Origin of the sequence: uncultured Shewanella sp. (assembly GCF_947501225.1) — a bacterium.
In the GTDB taxonomy this organism is placed as follows: Bacteria; Pseudomonadota; Gammaproteobacteria; order Enterobacterales; family Shewanellaceae; genus Shewanella.
This window is the reverse complement of sequence record NZ_CANMUW010000010.1, coordinates 112,977-128,751: the sequence shown is the minus strand read 5'-3', so window position 1 is coordinate 128,751 and position 15,775 is coordinate 112,977. Positions and strand designations below refer to the sequence as shown.

Genomic DNA, 15,775 nt, shown 5'->3' with positions numbered 1-15,775 from the left:
ATGTCGACGAAGAGATCACCTAGCTCCTGCCGTATTTTGAGTGAAGGAAAACTAAATGGCTGTAAGCCCAAAAATAAATCGTCGTGAACATATCCTCCAGTGCCTGGCAACTATGCTCGAGACCAATCCGGGACAGAGGATCACAACGGCAAAGCTCGCTGCAGAAGTTGGCGTGTCTGAAGCCGCACTATATAGACACTTCCCCAGCAAGGCCCGCATGTTTGAGGGCTTGATCGACTTCATCGAAGAGTCACTGCTCTCCCGTATCAACCTGATAATGACGGAAGAGAAAGACACCATGAGACGATGCCAGTTACTGCTGCAGTTGCTGCTTATCTTCTCAGAAAGAAATCCGGGGATCTCCAGAGTATTAAATGGTGATGCCCTGCTTGGTGAAAATGATCGTTTGCGCAGCAGAGTCGGCCTCATCTTTTCAAAAATCGAGACTCACCTTAAACAGATCTTACGTGAGAAGACCCTGAGAGAGGGTAAAGGCTTCGATCTGGATGAGGCTATTCTCGCCAACCTGCTCCTGGCCATCGCCGAAGGCAGAATAGCGCAGTTCGTTCGTAGTGAGTTTAAACAGAAGCCCACCGAGCATTTCGAACAGCAGTGGGTATTTATCCAACAGCAGCTACTTCAAAGCTAAATGAATCATTACAAATAACAGCCTGACCTTACCTAATAAGGTGGGCTGTTATTATCCCGCTAAGCAAGCATCGCCCCGATTATACGCAGCGAGTCCAAACAGAAGCCCACCGAGCATTTCGAGCAGCAGTGGGTATTTATCCAACAACAGCTACTCCAAAGCTAAGACAACCCACACAGATGCCAGGCGCCCCTTACCTGAGCGGTGGGCTGTTATAACACCTCTGAAATCAGCACCACTTATAACCGTAGAGCCTCATCCTAGGGCTTCATTAGCGAAGAGGCAGCCATTGTCCAGCGCAGCCACTTAAATCATTCTGTTGATATGCCACGACTTTTGCTTTACCCTCCACCAGATAAAAAGCAAACAAATCGTCACAATGTTATTACAAGGAAGTTGTATGAAACTAATTAAGTTTTTTAGTTTTACCTGCCTCACGATTCTCAGCTTTGCTGCTACAGCAAAAATTGAGAATCCCGCTCAGGTTTTCAGCCGTTCGGCCGAGTTCAGTAATGTAAAAATCTCCCCGGGCGGCGACTACCTCAGTACTATCACCACCAAAGACAGTAAAAAGGTGTTGATAATTTTAGATGCAAAAACCAAAAAGCCACTTCACTCAGTCTACTTCTCTACTAATGCTCAGGTTGGTGACTACGAATGGGTAAACGATGAAAGAATCGTGCTCCAAAAAGTTTACCTGAAGGGCTGGCAAGAGCATCCGCTCTATTACGGCGAGTTGATGGCCGTTAATGCCGACGGCTCGAAACCGGAATATCTATTCGGATACGCTCAAAATGGGCAACAGACAGGCAGCAGAATTAAAAAAAATACGCCAATACGTGCCACGGCCTATATTCTCGATCCCATGCCTGAAAACAAACGTTACATGCTGGTTAAGGCTCTGCCCTGGGGTTCTGGAAGCAGTAATACTGCCGAAAATTTACAGCAGGTCTATCGTGTCGATGTTTACAAAGGCAAACGTAAAAAACTGGCGACCTCGCCAATCTCTTACGCTAACTTCCTGACCGATGATGAAGGAGAAGTACGATTTGTCAGCGGGACTAAAGATTACATCAACTCTCGCCTTTTCTACCGAAAAGACAACCTTTGGGTCGATACTGAAAAGTTACAGTTAAATCTGGAGCAGATGCGACCGATTGCATTCGGAGATAATAAAGACAGCGTCTATGTTGTTGGCAGCGAGCCAGGAAAGAATAAAGGTATATACCTGATCAATATCAAAACGGGTACGAAAGAGCTGATAAGCCGTGATGATGTGGTCGATCCCTATAACGTCTGGATCAATCAAAACAATAAGAAGCTCTACGCCGTAGAGTTTGAAAATGGTTACCCCAGTTACGAATTTGTAGATAAAAAAGATGCCCGGGCCAAGCTGATAAAACAGCTGCTCGCATCCTTACCGGGATACCAGATCCACCTGGTCAGTGAAACAATCGATTCCAGCCAATTTATTATCAAAGCATTTAATGATCGTAACCCAGGAGATTATTATCTCTTCAATAGTGAGACCATGAAGCTTGAGTATTTGGTTTCTGAAAAGAACTGGTTAGACCCTGAGCTGATGGCCGAGGTGAAACCTATCAGCTTCACCAGCAGGGACGGTAAAACAATCCATGGTTATCTCACCCTGCCGAACAATGTTGAAGCCAAAAACTTACCCTTAGTGGTCAACCCTCACGGCGGCCCCCACGGACCCAGAGACTGGTGGGGCTTCGATCCTCAAAATCAGCTTATTGCCAGCCAGGGCGCCGCAGTATTACAGATAAACTTTCGTGGTTCGGGCGGATACGGGAAACACTTTGAACACTTAGGTCATCGAAAGTGGGGAACCGATATTCAATATGACATCATCGACGGCACTAAGTATGTCATCGAACAGGGGCTGGTCGACAAAGACCGTATCTGCATCGCCGGCGGAAGCTTCGGTGGCTACTCGGCATTGATGGCATCAACCCTCGAACCCGACATGTTTAAATGCGCTATCGGATTTGCCGGTGTCTACGATCTGCCCTTGATGTTCAAAGAGGGGGACGTACAGAGCCGTCGCGCCGGTGAGCGCTACTTAGAGCAGGTCTTAGGTGAAGACACTAAGGTGTTGCAATCTATGTCACCCACTCATAATGTCGACAAGCTAAAGACCAAGCTTTTACTGGTTCATGGTGGTGATGATGAGCGTGCACCAATCGAGCAGTTTGAAGCTCTGGAAGATGCCCTGAATGAGCATAACTATCCCTACCAAAAACTCGTGATGGATGACGAGGGCCATGGTTTCTACAACGACGAGCATCAAGCCAAGTATTATGGTGAGATGCTGAGCTTCTTGAAAGAAAACCTCAAGCTATAATCCTCGATTGCAGATGAAAAGCCGATAGCCTCTATCGGCTTTTTTATTACCTTAACTAAGATTTCTGGTATATATTTACAGCAAATAGCGGTATCCTCCCGCTCTCTCCTGATTCAAGCGACAAATAACGAGTTGACCTCGACGCTTTTTAAGAGAAGACTGACACCTCAGCAAATCCAGCGTTTGTTGCAAGAAAAGATACAGAACAAACCACTAAGCATCATAGTGGAGGAACTTATGACATCAAAAGAAGCCGTTCTCAGCGAATCTGCACAACTTGTGCAAAGTGCCCTCTTAGCGCGGGGACTGGAGACACCTATGCTCCCCAGTGAGCTCAGCGCAGATGAACGTAAAGCTCAGATTGAAGAGCATATGCGTGCAATCTTAAATTTGATGTCGCTGGATCTGACCGATGACAGCCTGGCCGATACCCCTGGTCGCATAGCTAAGATGTACGTCGATGAGATATTCTCAGGCTTGGATTACCGAAACTTCCCCAAGATCACCGTCATCGAAAATAAGATGGGTTTCGATGAGATGGTCAAGGTAAACGATATCAGCCTGACAAGCACCTGTGAGCACCATTTAGTCACAATAGATGGGTTTGCCAGAGTGGCTTATCTGCCGAGAAAAAATATCATCGGCCTATCTAAGATCAATCGCATCGTTAAGTTCTTCGCCCAGCGCCCTCAGGTACAGGAGCGACTCACGCAGCAAGTGTTGGTCGCACTTCAGGCCCTGCTTGAGACCAAAGATGTCGCCGTGAAGATGGACGCAGTTCATTACTGCGTGAAGTCCCGTGGCGTCATGGACTCCACCAGCACAACGACCACCACGGCACTGGGCGGGATCTTCAAATCAAACCCGGCCACACGCGCAGAGTTCTTAAGTAATTAAGAGTTCAAAGGTACGAGGTTCCAGAGCCTAGTTACGAGCTACGATATTCCCATGTAGGAGCGGCTTTAGCCGCGAATCTTTAAGGGTTTCAAGCTTCGTAAGATGTTATTCCAGAAAAAAACGCTCCGTCACAAACGCAGCGTTTTTATTTTTTGGCTTTACTATAAGCCAGCAAAGAATCTTGGAGTCTAAGCCCTGGGAACTCGAGGCTTCTTTTAAATCCCGTACTGATCGCGATAAGCACTCACAGACTCAAGCTGCGCTTCCATACCCGGCTTTTCAGACAGGTAACTGATCAGGTCGCCCAACTTGACGATAGAGACGATTTCACAACCAAAGTCACGCTCAACTTCCTGAATAGCAGAGAGCTCACCCTTGCCCTTCTCCTGACGATCCAGCGCAATCAACACACCTGCCAGTTCCGCCTTATGGGCCTCGATGATCTCCATAGACTCACGAATCGCGGTGCCGGCGGTGATCACGTCATCCACCAGCATAACACGGCCCTTAAGCTCACTACCGACTAAGCTGCCACCCTCACCGTGATCTTTCTTCTCTTTACGGTTAAAGCAATAAGGCATGTCGATATCATGATGCTCACATAGCGCCACGGCGGTAGTGGTAGCGATCGGGATCCCTTTGTAAGCGGGTCCGAACAGAAGATCGTGTTTGATCCCTGAATCCACCAGGGCAGCGGCGTAAAAACGTCCAAGACGCGCCAGATCACGACCGGTATTAAACAGACCAGCATTAAAAAAGTAAGGGCTCGTACGACCCGATTTAAGCGTAAATTCGCCAAATCTCAGTACCTGACGCTCTAAAGCAAATTCAATAAACTCACGCTGATAGGCTTTCACAATCTCTCCTTAAAATTTGTAGGCTGGGTTTTAAATGTTTTACTTACAAAAAGGACCCCGAAGGGCCCTTATCATTGTTTTATATAAATCAGCTCAGTGCCGCTTTCTGTACATCTACAATTTCACGAATACCGTGCTTGGCTAACTCCAGCAGACTCAACAGCTCTTCATGGCTGAATGGCTCACCCTCTGCCGTGCCCTGAATTTCGATCATCTTACCGGTTTCGGTCATCACAACATTCATATCGGTTTCGGCTTCGCTGTCTTCGATATACTCTAAATCACAAATCGGCTCACCCTTATAGATACCGACACTGACAGCGGCGATAAGGAACTTAAGCGGGTTTGTCTTCAAAATCCCCTTGCCACGTGCCCAGTTCAGGGAATCGACCAGGGCAACACATGCACCTGTGATAGCCGCAGTACGCGTACCACCATCGGCCTGAATCACGTCACAATCGATAACGATAGTATTTTCACCCAGAGCCTTCATGTCGACGGCTGCACGCAGTGAACGACCGATTAGACGCTGGATCTCCTGAGTACGGCCTGATTGCTTACCACGGGCAGCTTCACGGTTCATACGGCTGTGAGTCGAACGCGGCAGCATGCCATACTCAGCCGTTACCCAACCTTGGCCTTTCCCCTTAAGAAAACGCGGAACACCCTCTTCGAAGCTGGCAGTACAAAGTACTTTAGTGTCACCAAACTCAACTAAAACAGAGCCTTCAGCATGGGCTGTAAACTGACGGGTAATAGTCACCGGACGTGATTGAGCTGGCGTTCTGTCGCTAGGGCGCATAGGAAATTCCTGTATTCATAAATCTATAGGCGAATTTGGCTGCATATTATAGGGGCTTGTGCCGTTTGATGCCACGTTATTCGAACTCCTGAGTTAAAGCCGAACGAGTTTACTTTGAACCTTGCAAGCATAGGTCTATAATCCCAGTTCACTTTAACGTTTACACGACCGGGAAAACCCATGATCCAAAGTATGACAGCCTATGCTCGTATCGAGCACAAAGCCGAATGGGGCACCGCCTCTTGGGAAATTCGTTCAGTCAATCAGCGCTATCTGGAAACCTACCTGCGCCTACCCGAACACTTTCGCAACCTGGAGCCGGTATTAAGAGACCGTCTGCGTAAACGTTTAAACCGCGGCAAGATCGAAGTTAACTTAAGATACGACCTCGCCGAAAACGCAAACAACGAGCTGCAGGTTAATCAGGACCTTGCCAAGCAGCTTATTAGCGCCGCTAACTGGGTTAAGCAGGAAGCCGGTCAGGGTGAGCTTAACCTGGTCGATATCCTGAAGTGGCCTGGTGTCATGTCAGGCTCAGAGCAGGATATGGATGCACTGGGTAAAGAGCTGCTTGTCGCTTTCGATTCTGCCATCGAACAGTTCATCGAAGCCCGCGGTCGTGAAGGCGAGGCTATCAAGACCATGCTACAGACTCGCCTGGATGCCATAGTAGAGCAGGTTGCCATCGTTCGTGAGCATATGCCTACCGTTATGCAGTGGCAGCGAGACAAGCTGACTAACCGACTCAATGAGATCACCGGTGAGCTGGATCCGGCTCGTATGGAGCAGGAGATGGTGATTCTTGCCCAGAAGATGGATGTCGCCGAAGAGATGGACAGACTCGACGCCCACGTTGCCGAAACCCAACGCATCCTTAAGAAAGGTGGCGCACAGGGCCGCCGCCTCGACTTCATGATGCAGGAGTTTAACCGCGAGTCTAACACCTTAGCTTCTAAGTCTATCAGCGCAGAGGTCACCGCCGCCGCTGTAGAACTCAAGGTCTTAATCGAGCAGATGCGTGAACAGATCCAGAATGTAGAGTAAGTTTTTCACGTTTTCTTAAGCTCTCACAAATCACTTTAAAGCCTCGTTTTTACGGGGCTTTTTATTTCCACCTGTTTCCATTCGTTTCCGTTAGATGTATCATTTGTGGTGGGCAAAGTGGTGAGCAATGACTTTACCCTAAAACACAATTGGTGGGCAAAAGGTATTCCTATGGCAACGGTAACAGCAAAGCAAATCCAATCATTTGTTAAAGGCGAGCCAAAACGCCACCCAATCGGCGGTGGGCTTTATCTAGTCGTTAGAAATAACGCGACTCCCTACTGGATGCTCCGCTATTCATCCAACGGTAAACGTAAAGAGATGACGATTGGTCAGTATCCTGATTTATCACTAGCAGATGCCAAAGCCGATGCAGCGATACAAAAGCGTGAAGTAAAATCAGGAGCCGATCCCCTAGTTGCCAGAAGGCGAATCAAAGAGCAGTCAATCCGTGTAGTCGATGACCTATTTCAAGATTGGTATGACAACGATATTGCCAAACGATTAAAGCATCCACATATCCCTAAACGTGTTTATCTGAAAGACATAAAGCCATCCATCGGTGACATGAAGATCGAACAAGTTAATGCACGCGATATCAGAGCCATAATCCTGAGCATTGCCAAGGAACGCCCCACCATTGCCAATGACTCTTTGATGTATTTAAAACAACTTTTTCGCCATGGCATAAAACTAGACTTACTAGCTAACAACCCAGCTAGCGCTTTTACTGTTTCTGATGCTGGCGGCATAGAAACAAGTAGAGATAGAGCATTATCAATCGATGAACTTAAAACTGCATTTAAGCTATTTAGAGAGAACCAAGCTAAATTTACCAGAGACAATTATCTAGCCTGTGCCCTACTAGTCACCCTTGGCGTTCGTAAAAGTGAATTGTGCTGTGCTAAATGGGAGGAATTTGAACTCGATAAAGCTCTGTGGCACCTACCAGAAGGCAGAAGTAAGACAGGCGCACCTATCACTATACCATTGCCTAAACAGGTAATGGCTTGGCTAACAGAGCTTCAAATGCGTGCCTGTGGCGCTGATTACGTTTTTCCACCTCGTAGAGTTTCAACCAAACTGCACATGGGGAATGACACACTTAACAGAGCCATTTCTAAAATGTTCGGCCGTGAACCAGGGCGCAAGATACAGCCCCCTAATCTAATGGGAGATATGGAGCATTTTTCCCCTCATGATCTTAGAAGAACATTCAGGAGCTTAGCTGCTTACGCTGGTGTGCCTGGCCATGTTGCCGAGCGTTGCCTAAACCACAAACTGAAAGGTGTTGAAGGTATCTATGATCGCCACGATTACCTAAAAGAACGCAAGGAAGCTCACGCCAAAGTGGCGGCTCTACTCGAACCAATAATCAACGGATGATGGAATGAACAAAACAATCAGCCAGGAACAACTGCTAAAACTAATCCCTTGGTTCACAGAAAGCAGATACAGAAACATACAAAATTCAAGCCTAGGAACCATCTACGAAGAATTAGCACTGAGATATTTTGTTAAACGGGCCTTAGATATTGGAGAGCCAGATTTTGAGCTGCAATCAGAACTTTTTTCTGAAAAAAACCAAGCAACTTCAAATGAGCTAATTGATTACCCCGATGAAAATGTTCATCCGATACACTCATATGATATAGCCAGAATGGCCAAGCAACTACCGCAAGGATCTTTAGATTCTGGGGAACATGCATACTTACATCAATTTAACGACATCATACATAGTGCGTTTGATGGTAAAGGGGTTTGTGTCGGTATAAGCCTTTCTCATGCCACGGACAAAGAAATCGGACAAGAACTTGCACGACTATTAACAAGGCTGCGAAGCGAGCTTGATGTACCTGAACCAGAACGCCCACAAGCCGCAAATGGAAAAAAGCATAGAAAGCTATTTTCTTATGGTGTATTCGAATATTTAGACTTAACTCTTTGGGCACGGGTGTACGGGTGGAAAATGACGCCAAAATTAATCACCGATGCGATAGCCCATAAAGAACTAATAACTTCCGACTATCTGAGAAAAAATACTGTTCCATATGCTAAAGAAGCGATGACCTTTGAATATCTAGAGCAATTTACAGCCAATATCAAAAATATGAAGTAGAAACCGCCTAGTTTTAACTTTTAAAACTAGGCGGAAATACTCTAGGACTCGCAATACGATATGCCTGAACTTACCAACACAAGTGAAGGCTTATGAATACCTATCAATTTATCCCACCAACACCTGAGCAGCGCCAAGAAGTACTACACAGCGCAGGCCTATCAGAGCGCCTCGTAAGAAGTGCAGAGCGCGAGCGTATAACTTCGATCTCACGCTCTCAGACATGGAAGCTTGAGCGCGAAGGTAAGCACCCCAAATGCAAAAAATTAGGCGCGAACTCTGTAGCTTGGGTTTTATCTGATCTACTTTGGTTCATCTACAACCCAGTACAAAGAAATCACACTCCACTATCCCATAGTAAAGGCGCAACAGCCTCTATGGAGGCTAAATGAAGCTATTAACGAGGAATGGGTTAGACCTCCCAATTAACGATGCACATGTGTACCAACGGCGTGGTGTCATAATCGCCCATCAAGGTAAGGAGCCATTACATTTCACAATATTGAGATGCAAAGAGGGCCTTAAAACCAAGGTTTATTTCGGAGCGGCCCGAGTTGATAACTTAGAAGATTTCAAACGAATTATAGATTATGGCGACAAATTTGAGCCTATCAATCAATGGTACACCAGCCATCACAAGCATCTTTAGATTCATTGATAACAACTAGCTCATAGGCGAGTTATGGCCAGACGAAAACAGAGCAGAAGCTCTCACAAGCGTTATACCAGCTTGCCCCATTGCGTAATTGACTCTGCCGACTTCGCAAACTGCAACGGCAACGCGGTCAAGCTCCTCACGCTAATAGCTAGACAATGGAACGGTTACAACAATGGGAACCTTACATGCACATGGGAGCAGATGAAAACCAATTTTGGCGGACAAGACACCATGAGGAAAGCACTGAAATTACTGATTAAAAACCGCTTAATTGAAATTACAGGTAGTGGCTCAACATCGAGAAAAGGAGGATTGCCACCGACTCTATATGCAATTACCTGGGAAGCTGTTGACGACTACAGAGGCAAAGGACAAATGACAGTTAAGCCCACAACAGCCCCCATTCGAAATGATTGGAATAAGGCCCAGTCAAAATAGCGAATTAAGAAACCCATACCAGTTACTGGTACAAACATCTTAGTGTTTGATCCATTAACTGGTGTAAACCATTCCTAAAGCAGAGAAAGCAAACGCCAGAAACTGGTATATGAAACATTACCCAAAGCAACGCTAATAAATTGAATTTTATAGCTTAACTTGAAGCGTCACGATTTTAGCTTTGCAAAAAGTACGTACCAGAAACTGGTTTACTACATATATAGCCATACCCGACATCTATAGAGTAATTGAATTAAGGTAAGACGAAGATGACAAAACAACACATAACATCAAACAACCTGGAGCAAATCCAATCTAAAGCTAACCAAATTAAAGCTATTTCAGTAGCTTCTAAAAATAGTGACATCAGCGAAATGAAAGACTCAGACATATCTAGCCTATTCAGCTTAATGATCGATCTATCAGTCGATATTGAGAAATTAGCGCAGCAAACAGTAAAACAATATCTACTGGAGTAATTAGCCATGTCCAGAGTCCATTCAGCAAGAAATAGAGATGAATTTAAGGTCATCCTTAATGCACTCGAACGCAACAGAGGTCTAAAAGCTCGCTGGCTTGCAGAACTCACCTCACTTTGGGCATTAAGGATTAGTGATCTTCTCGCCATCACAACAGAACAAATTGATGAGTCATTTGAGACTGGTGAATTTTCAATAGTGGAAACCAAAACCCAAAAAGTAAAAGTCATTACTCTTACACCCCACGCTATCAAGCTATTAAACCAAATACGACTTGAGTACCCGCATGACCAATACCTATTTGAAAGCAGGCATGGAGGATCGCGTAGGCCAATTAGCAGAAAGACAGCTTGGCGTTGGATGTGTGAGGTTGAAACTGATGTGATTAAGTGGCGCAGAACAAATGGCCGTTTAGGCGGTGTAAATCTTGGCACTCACTCATTAAGAAAATCAGGCTCTAGGCTAAGACAACAGGCTGGCGTCACGCTTGAGGAGCTGCAACAACTTCTAAACCACAGCAAACCTGAGACAACGATTAACTATCTCGACAATAACGAACAAGACCTAGTTGATACGTTCGTAGCGGGAGACCGGGCATTATTTGGTGATTAATATCCAACTTGAGACAGTTTATAAGTTACGTCCCAAATGGAAGCTAACACACTGATTTTAAATGACTCATAAAAGCAGTAATTGATGAGTTATTTTGGCAGTTATCAGCAACATAAATAGAAGATTAAAAAACTTCTATATCAACGAATTGCGTGAATCGCGCGGTGATTTAAAAACATCGGGGTCCCTGGGGAATTCAACTTTAACCACGGGTACGAGGCCCGCAGTATCTGGAAAAATATTGCGGCCCCTATGCAACAGCAGCAATGTTACCAGGTCACTGGAAAAACCCTTGTAATGACAGGGATACAGACTGTCGTTTGACGCATTCTGACTACGGTTAACAGCGGTAAACCATGCTAGAGAAAATAACTTTATTGAACATCATAGGATTAGGAGCTAATTGTGAAAATAGACTCAAATACAATCATCGCAGGATTACCAGCACTGGACGCACGAAAGCTTGTCAGTAATATTCCCTTCGAAAAAAAAGGCTTCTCAGTCCGATGCTTTGCCAATCGATTCGATACAAGCCAACGGATCGCCAAGGCACGCATAGAAGCGTTTGAGTTCGAGGGATACTTTGAAAGAATAAGTGATGACAACAAGACACCACGCTGGCAACTAACCATGATGGCCGCCTCCTTAGTTCAAGCCAGTGCAGCCAAGAAAGTTAAACGAACAACAGCCGACAAACACTATCAAGCGTTTCTGGCAAGAGTCTCAGAGATCAATGATGACGACCTGTATATGTATCAAGTTACCAAAGTAGCTCTGTTCGGTAGCTATCTATCAGGGACTGGACCTGTGAGTGACATAGACATATTTGTCTGGTTAGCAAAAAAACCAAAATTCGAAGCCGCCTTTTCGAGCATCCGCGAACAGAGGACCAAAGACATGCTTGCTGAAGGACGTCGATTTAAAAACTATAGTGAAGTAATTTGTTGGCCTGAATTGGATGTACGCAAGTACCTCAAAAACGGCTCAAGAGTTATCAGCATCCAAGGGCATAACGAGGGCTACGAACAGTTTGAGCATAAGGTTGTATTTCAAATAATCGAAACCATACCTGTGTGAATAGTTGCTCCAAAAAACTTGTCATCATCCTACTAGTTAGTTGTGCCCTAGTCGCAATCATTCGCTACCTGGTAGTCGAACATTACAAGATGCTAATACCACAGGTTACAGCAAAATAAGGCTGAAAAGTGGTGTTTGTGACCCGTCACAAACACCAGTACGAGCGCAATAACACTAACCTAAGCATTGAAAACAGCTCAACAATTAGCGAAATCCAGCCTTATTTAACCGAAGTTTGGGCTTAAATGCGGGAAAAAAACTACTTTTTCCATCGAGTTATGACAAAGAATGACACTAGATCGATGAAGTTGAACGCCGTAGTTTAGCCTCAAAACATGGCGTATCTGCTATCTAATTTCAAAAAACATATAACCGCCTATCCCTCAGTGTTTATAAGGGCTACAGCCCTCTACCGACCAAACATTCCTCCCTATAGAATGAGGGAGGGGGGAGGTCAAATATCTACTAGCTTAAAACTGAACACCGTCCCCCTAAGTCAATTTTTATGCGCAATAAATAAGAACTTTTTTTCGCAGGCTGATAAATTCCCATTACATTAAAAACAACTGTCAGCCAACTTAGTTCACAAATATTTATAGTAGTGCACTTATGGAGGTTTATAGTTTGTGCTAGCCTGGTTCCCTCTCTTTATCTGCTCCCAAGAGAATCGAGTGACTATACAGCAATGCTCAGAGATGCATTATTCGTAGCGAAGTCTTTGACATCGAAAAATTCTAACCCTAAAGCCTATACCCAAACCTCAAACTAAGTTGACTCTGTGATTCATGACATTTAATGCATCCTATCAATGTGTTAACTTATCGAACAAATCTAAATATAAGGATGTTAAAAATGAAATGGATGCCATTAGTTTTGCTCGTCGGAGTCCTCTTCTCATTAAGTGCAACTGGAGCTGATTTTGATGTCATGTACGACAAAGGAAACTCTAAAGTTCTCCTCACTGAGGATAGACAATTGACAGAACGCAAGCTTGATGAAATAGGTAAATCATTATGCTCAAGTAACCGTTTCTGTGTTCTTTGGTTTTATCATCAAAAAAGCAAAGCACAAAAAGGAGCTGAGGTAATGAAAAAGGGCGACATGTTTGCAGTAACTCCAGGAATGTATGCAATTTTTTCTAAAAACAAAATCAATAATAAAATTATTTGCTATGAGCCGCTAAAAGGGTGCTAAACAAATATATACCTCACAAGACCAAGTATGGCTAGATATTACCTATGTAGGCAATATCTAGCCAATTACATTAAAAACATTGGAGCAGTAAATGAGACTATTCTTAACTCTATTTTTAGCAGCTACATTTTCAGTTAATGCTGGTGTGCTAGATGAACTAAAAGAAACACCAGCAACGAAGTACGATCTTGGAAAAATGCAGTTGGAAATTTTTTCTGCATTTACAACACAAAAAGCAAAAGGTGACTCAATTAAAAATACCAAATTCGATTTTTACAACACATCAGTCATTGAGCAAAACAACAGGCTTGGACTAAAAGTTTCATTTAGCGGTAAGTCGAAATACCTTACACAAGAACAATGTAATTCATTACACAAGGTAACAACCAACTTCTTCCCAACGGAAAAACTAGCTAAGAATATGTGGCCTAGATTGGATGAAGAAAAATATACTCAACTGTCATCTGAGCTTATGCTGGTAACCGAACTTGTAGATGAAAACAATCACAGCCTAACGATAAAGTGTGGCGATATATAACTATTCAATAGAATAAAGTAATCAAATTACTCAAGCTGTTATACTCATCTATAGCCACTGTAACCCTTCTTATTTAAAAATAAGGAGGGTTACAAAACAATTCTAAATGAATAGAAGACCCGACCAGATAACTATCCAGATGCTGGCAACATCAGCTTCAGGCCGCCCCCATCAGGAAAAGGAATGTTCAATCATTAGTTCGTGAGCAAAAAAAGTAAGGAAGCAGCGCAAACATCAAGTTATTCAATAGCATTATTACTAACTAATATATAAATATATCAAGCAAGTGTAAGCAACTAAGGGCCCTACTCATGCAGGGGAACTGCTAGGTTTTTCATTGGGAGCAGCCCCCATCACATCACCTAGTTTCCATACACCTTTAAAAAAACATCAAACTGCTCTTTTGTATTATTCCCATACCCGTATATATCATGAAATTTACTGTGACAACGCTTACAGAGAGTAACACCATTACTCAAAACAGTCCTAAGGTCTTCGTTATCTCTATAACTATACTTATGATGCGCATTTAAGTTTTTACCTTTATTATCTTTGCAACATTGACACGTATAATTATCACGCGCGTAAACTTTCTCACGCCAAATATAATATTCATTAGACTTTCTTCTGTCCACCCTTTCATCATCTGTCAGCTCCGCATTAAATCTAGGGTGAGAACTACCGAAATATATTTTTCCATGGTCAACATTTTTACATTGTTTAGAGCAATAGATGTTCTTTTTACCTTTTATCTGCGAAGGTAACCTTTTGAACAACTGTTTACAACAAGGGCAAGTCAACTGCACTCTATCAATTTTTAAATCAAGTTTTCGTCGTGATGTAAAATAACACTCTCTCGAGCAATATGAGACATTATGCTCAAACTGCCCTGGTTTTCTTTCAAAGTCTCGAGCGCATTCTGGACAAATTTTACTTATCGACTTAATATAATTGCCATTATTCTCACCTAAATAGAATTTACCAACATTACTTTTAAAGCAACCTTTAGAACAGAAAATATATTTTTGCCTTTCGATACGGTTAGGGACAACATCTATTAGTTTATTACACCCATCACAGCTATATTCAACTCTATTGTAGTTATGATGTGCACTCCCGACCATTAGCCTTTGGTTTTCTGCTTTACAGGTCTTATCGCAATAAAACTTTTTATGCATTCTAATTTTGCATTGCATCACTTCTATTGCGGCTTTACAAAATGCACATTCAACTTCAACCCTCTTTCTTCTAGCATTCACAGAGCATGAAGAGGAACAGTACTTTGAGATTGCTATAGAGCTTGTAAAATCAGACTTACACTGCATGCAAGTATGTTTATGCCTTTTACTTGCTTGTTTTTTCATACAGTTTTTGCACTTATTAACAAAACCGTCCTTAATAATCTTTGAACGGTAAAAATTTGAAATATTCAACATACTGCCACAAGACTTACATAGCTTCTCTATAAGCATCCTCCCCCCCTTTTTTTAAGTTAAAAGCCAACATATTAACAACTTAAAACAACAAAAATTAAAATATCAGAGCCCACTTTCATCAAATAACGCAACTGACAGCAATTGTCACACCGTGTGACAATTGCTGTCAAGTAAAAATTTTGGTAAAATGACAGACTAACTATGAGAGGTAAGTCATGAGCAGAGAGCACCATCAAATGCGGATCAGAATTCCGCATGAATTAAAATCTGACCTGGAGGAAGCATCTAAGGCTAATAAACGTAGCCTTAACGCTGAGATTACTTCTAGACTTGAATTCAGCTTGAAACATCAAGCAGAAGACACATATGAATCTAAATTTTCAGAAAAAATTGACACAATATTAGAAGAAACAAAAAAGCATCATGAAATACTTAACAAATTACAGGATTCTGTTATTTTTGGCAATTACGGGTCAGGTAAAAGCTCAGGATATAAAGATATGAAAATTAAAGAGTTAAAGGAAAAGTAGAAGTAAATGTGATTAATATACGTAGAAAATCACCAAGTCAATCTAAGTTCTGTTTTTCAGAATAAGATACATTTTGGCCA

General features: G+C 43.3%; 17 protein-coding genes and 1 pseudogene. 15 read left to right on the top strand and 3 right to left on the bottom strand.

The annotated features are described in order from the left end of the window. Positions 1-55: 55 nt before the first annotated feature. The 4 genes and pseudogenes from slmA (at position 56) to folE (ending at position 3,911) form a co-directional block, all read left to right on the top strand. Positions 56-649 carry a nucleoid occlusion factor SlmA gene (gene slmA, locus Q1B47_RS14910; RefSeq protein WP_299795188.1) on the top strand — a complete coding sequence of 198 codons (594 nt, stop codon included), beginning with the start codon at positions 56-58 and terminating at the stop codon, positions 647-649. 69 nt (positions 650-718) lie between these two features. Next, a pseudogene (locus tag Q1B47_RS14905) lies at positions 719-814 on the top strand (nucleoid occlusion factor SlmA); the annotation flags it as partial. Between the two features lie 235 nt (positions 815-1,049). Next, complete coding sequence (locus Q1B47_RS14900) at positions 1,050-3,014, top strand: S9 family peptidase (RefSeq protein ID WP_299795186.1); 1,965 nt, start codon at positions 1,050-1,052, stop codon at positions 3,012-3,014. Between the two features lie 237 nt (positions 3,015-3,251). Then, the gene (gene folE, locus Q1B47_RS14895) at positions 3,252-3,911 is read left to right on the top strand and encodes a GTP cyclohydrolase I FolE (RefSeq protein ID WP_299795184.1); all 660 of its coding nucleotides are present in this window, start codon (positions 3,252-3,254) and stop codon (positions 3,909-3,911) included. A gap of 215 nt (positions 3,912-4,126) precedes the next feature. Here the strand turns inward: folE and pyrE are convergent, their stop codons facing one another. Together pyrE and rph are read right to left on the bottom strand one after the other, a co-directional pair. Beyond that, the gene (pyrE, locus tag Q1B47_RS14890) at positions 4,127-4,768 is read right to left on the bottom strand and encodes an orotate phosphoribosyltransferase (protein ID WP_299795182.1); all 642 of its coding nucleotides are present in this window, start codon (positions 4,766-4,768) and stop codon (positions 4,127-4,129) included. 88 nt (positions 4,769-4,856) lie between these two features. Continuing rightward, positions 4,857-5,570, bottom strand: coding sequence for a ribonuclease PH (gene rph / locus Q1B47_RS14885; RefSeq protein ID WP_299795180.1), 714 nt, complete (start codon positions 5,568-5,570; stop codon positions 4,857-4,859). A gap of 180 nt (positions 5,571-5,750) precedes the next feature. Here rph and Q1B47_RS14880 point away from each other — a divergent pair, with 180 nt between their 5' ends. The 10 genes from Q1B47_RS14880 (at position 5,751) to Q1B47_RS14835 (ending at position 13,729) form a co-directional block, all read left to right on the top strand. After that, a complete protein-coding gene (locus Q1B47_RS14880) occupies positions 5,751-6,614 on the top strand; it encodes a YicC/YloC family endoribonuclease (RefSeq protein WP_299795178.1) in 864 nt (287 codons plus the stop codon). Between the two features lie 171 nt (positions 6,615-6,785). Further along, positions 6,786-8,000 carry a site-specific integrase gene (locus tag Q1B47_RS14875; RefSeq protein ID WP_299795176.1) on the top strand — a complete coding sequence of 405 codons (1,215 nt, stop codon included), beginning with the start codon at positions 6,786-6,788 and terminating at the stop codon, positions 7,998-8,000. Between the two features lie 4 nt (positions 8,001-8,004). Next, positions 8,005-8,733 carry a DUF6387 family protein gene (locus Q1B47_RS14870; protein ID WP_299795174.1) on the top strand — a complete coding sequence of 243 codons (729 nt, stop codon included), beginning with the start codon at positions 8,005-8,007 and terminating at the stop codon, positions 8,731-8,733. 92 nt (positions 8,734-8,825) lie between these two features. Then, positions 8,826-9,125, top strand: a complete 300-nt coding sequence (locus tag Q1B47_RS14865; RefSeq protein ID WP_299795172.1) for an AlpA family phage regulatory protein — start codon at positions 8,826-8,828, stop codon at positions 9,123-9,125. 467 nt (positions 9,126-9,592) lie between these two features. Further along, positions 9,593-9,829 carry a hypothetical protein gene (locus tag Q1B47_RS14860; protein ID WP_299795170.1) on the top strand — a complete coding sequence of 79 codons (237 nt, stop codon included), beginning with the start codon at positions 9,593-9,595 and terminating at the stop codon, positions 9,827-9,829. Positions 9,830-10,098: 269 nt separating this feature from the next. Further along, positions 10,099-10,308, top strand: a complete 210-nt coding sequence (locus Q1B47_RS14855; protein WP_299795168.1) for a hypothetical protein — start codon at positions 10,099-10,101, stop codon at positions 10,306-10,308. Between the two features lie 6 nt (positions 10,309-10,314). Next, positions 10,315-10,920 (top strand): tyrosine-type recombinase/integrase, encoded by a 606-nt coding sequence (locus Q1B47_RS14850; protein ID WP_299795166.1) that lies wholly within the window; start codon positions 10,315-10,317, stop codon positions 10,918-10,920. A gap of 405 nt (positions 10,921-11,325) precedes the next feature. Continuing rightward, positions 11,326-11,997 carry a nucleotidyltransferase domain-containing protein gene (locus Q1B47_RS14845; RefSeq protein ID WP_299795164.1) on the top strand — a complete coding sequence of 224 codons (672 nt, stop codon included), beginning with the start codon at positions 11,326-11,328 and terminating at the stop codon, positions 11,995-11,997. 852 nt (positions 11,998-12,849) lie between these two features. Then, positions 12,850-13,191 carry a hypothetical protein gene (locus Q1B47_RS14840; RefSeq protein ID WP_299795162.1) on the top strand — a complete coding sequence of 114 codons (342 nt, stop codon included), beginning with the start codon at positions 12,850-12,852 and terminating at the stop codon, positions 13,189-13,191. 91 nt (positions 13,192-13,282) lie between these two features. Next, a complete protein-coding gene (locus Q1B47_RS14835; protein WP_299795160.1) occupies positions 13,283-13,729 on the top strand; it encodes a hypothetical protein in 447 nt (148 codons plus the stop codon). A gap of 362 nt (positions 13,730-14,091) precedes the next feature. On the opposite strand, the gene Q1B47_RS14830 is transcribed toward Q1B47_RS14835, so the two are convergent. Beyond that, the gene (locus Q1B47_RS14830; RefSeq protein WP_299795158.1) at positions 14,092-15,093 is read right to left on the bottom strand and encodes an HNH endonuclease signature motif containing protein; all 1,002 of its coding nucleotides are present in this window, start codon (positions 15,091-15,093) and stop codon (positions 14,092-14,094) included. 287 nt (positions 15,094-15,380) lie between these two features. On the opposite strand from Q1B47_RS14830, the gene Q1B47_RS14825 reads away from it, so the two are divergent. Continuing rightward, positions 15,381-15,695, top strand: a complete 315-nt coding sequence (locus tag Q1B47_RS14825; RefSeq protein WP_299795156.1) for an Arc family DNA-binding protein — start codon at positions 15,381-15,383, stop codon at positions 15,693-15,695. Positions 15,696-15,775 lie beyond the last annotated feature (80 nt).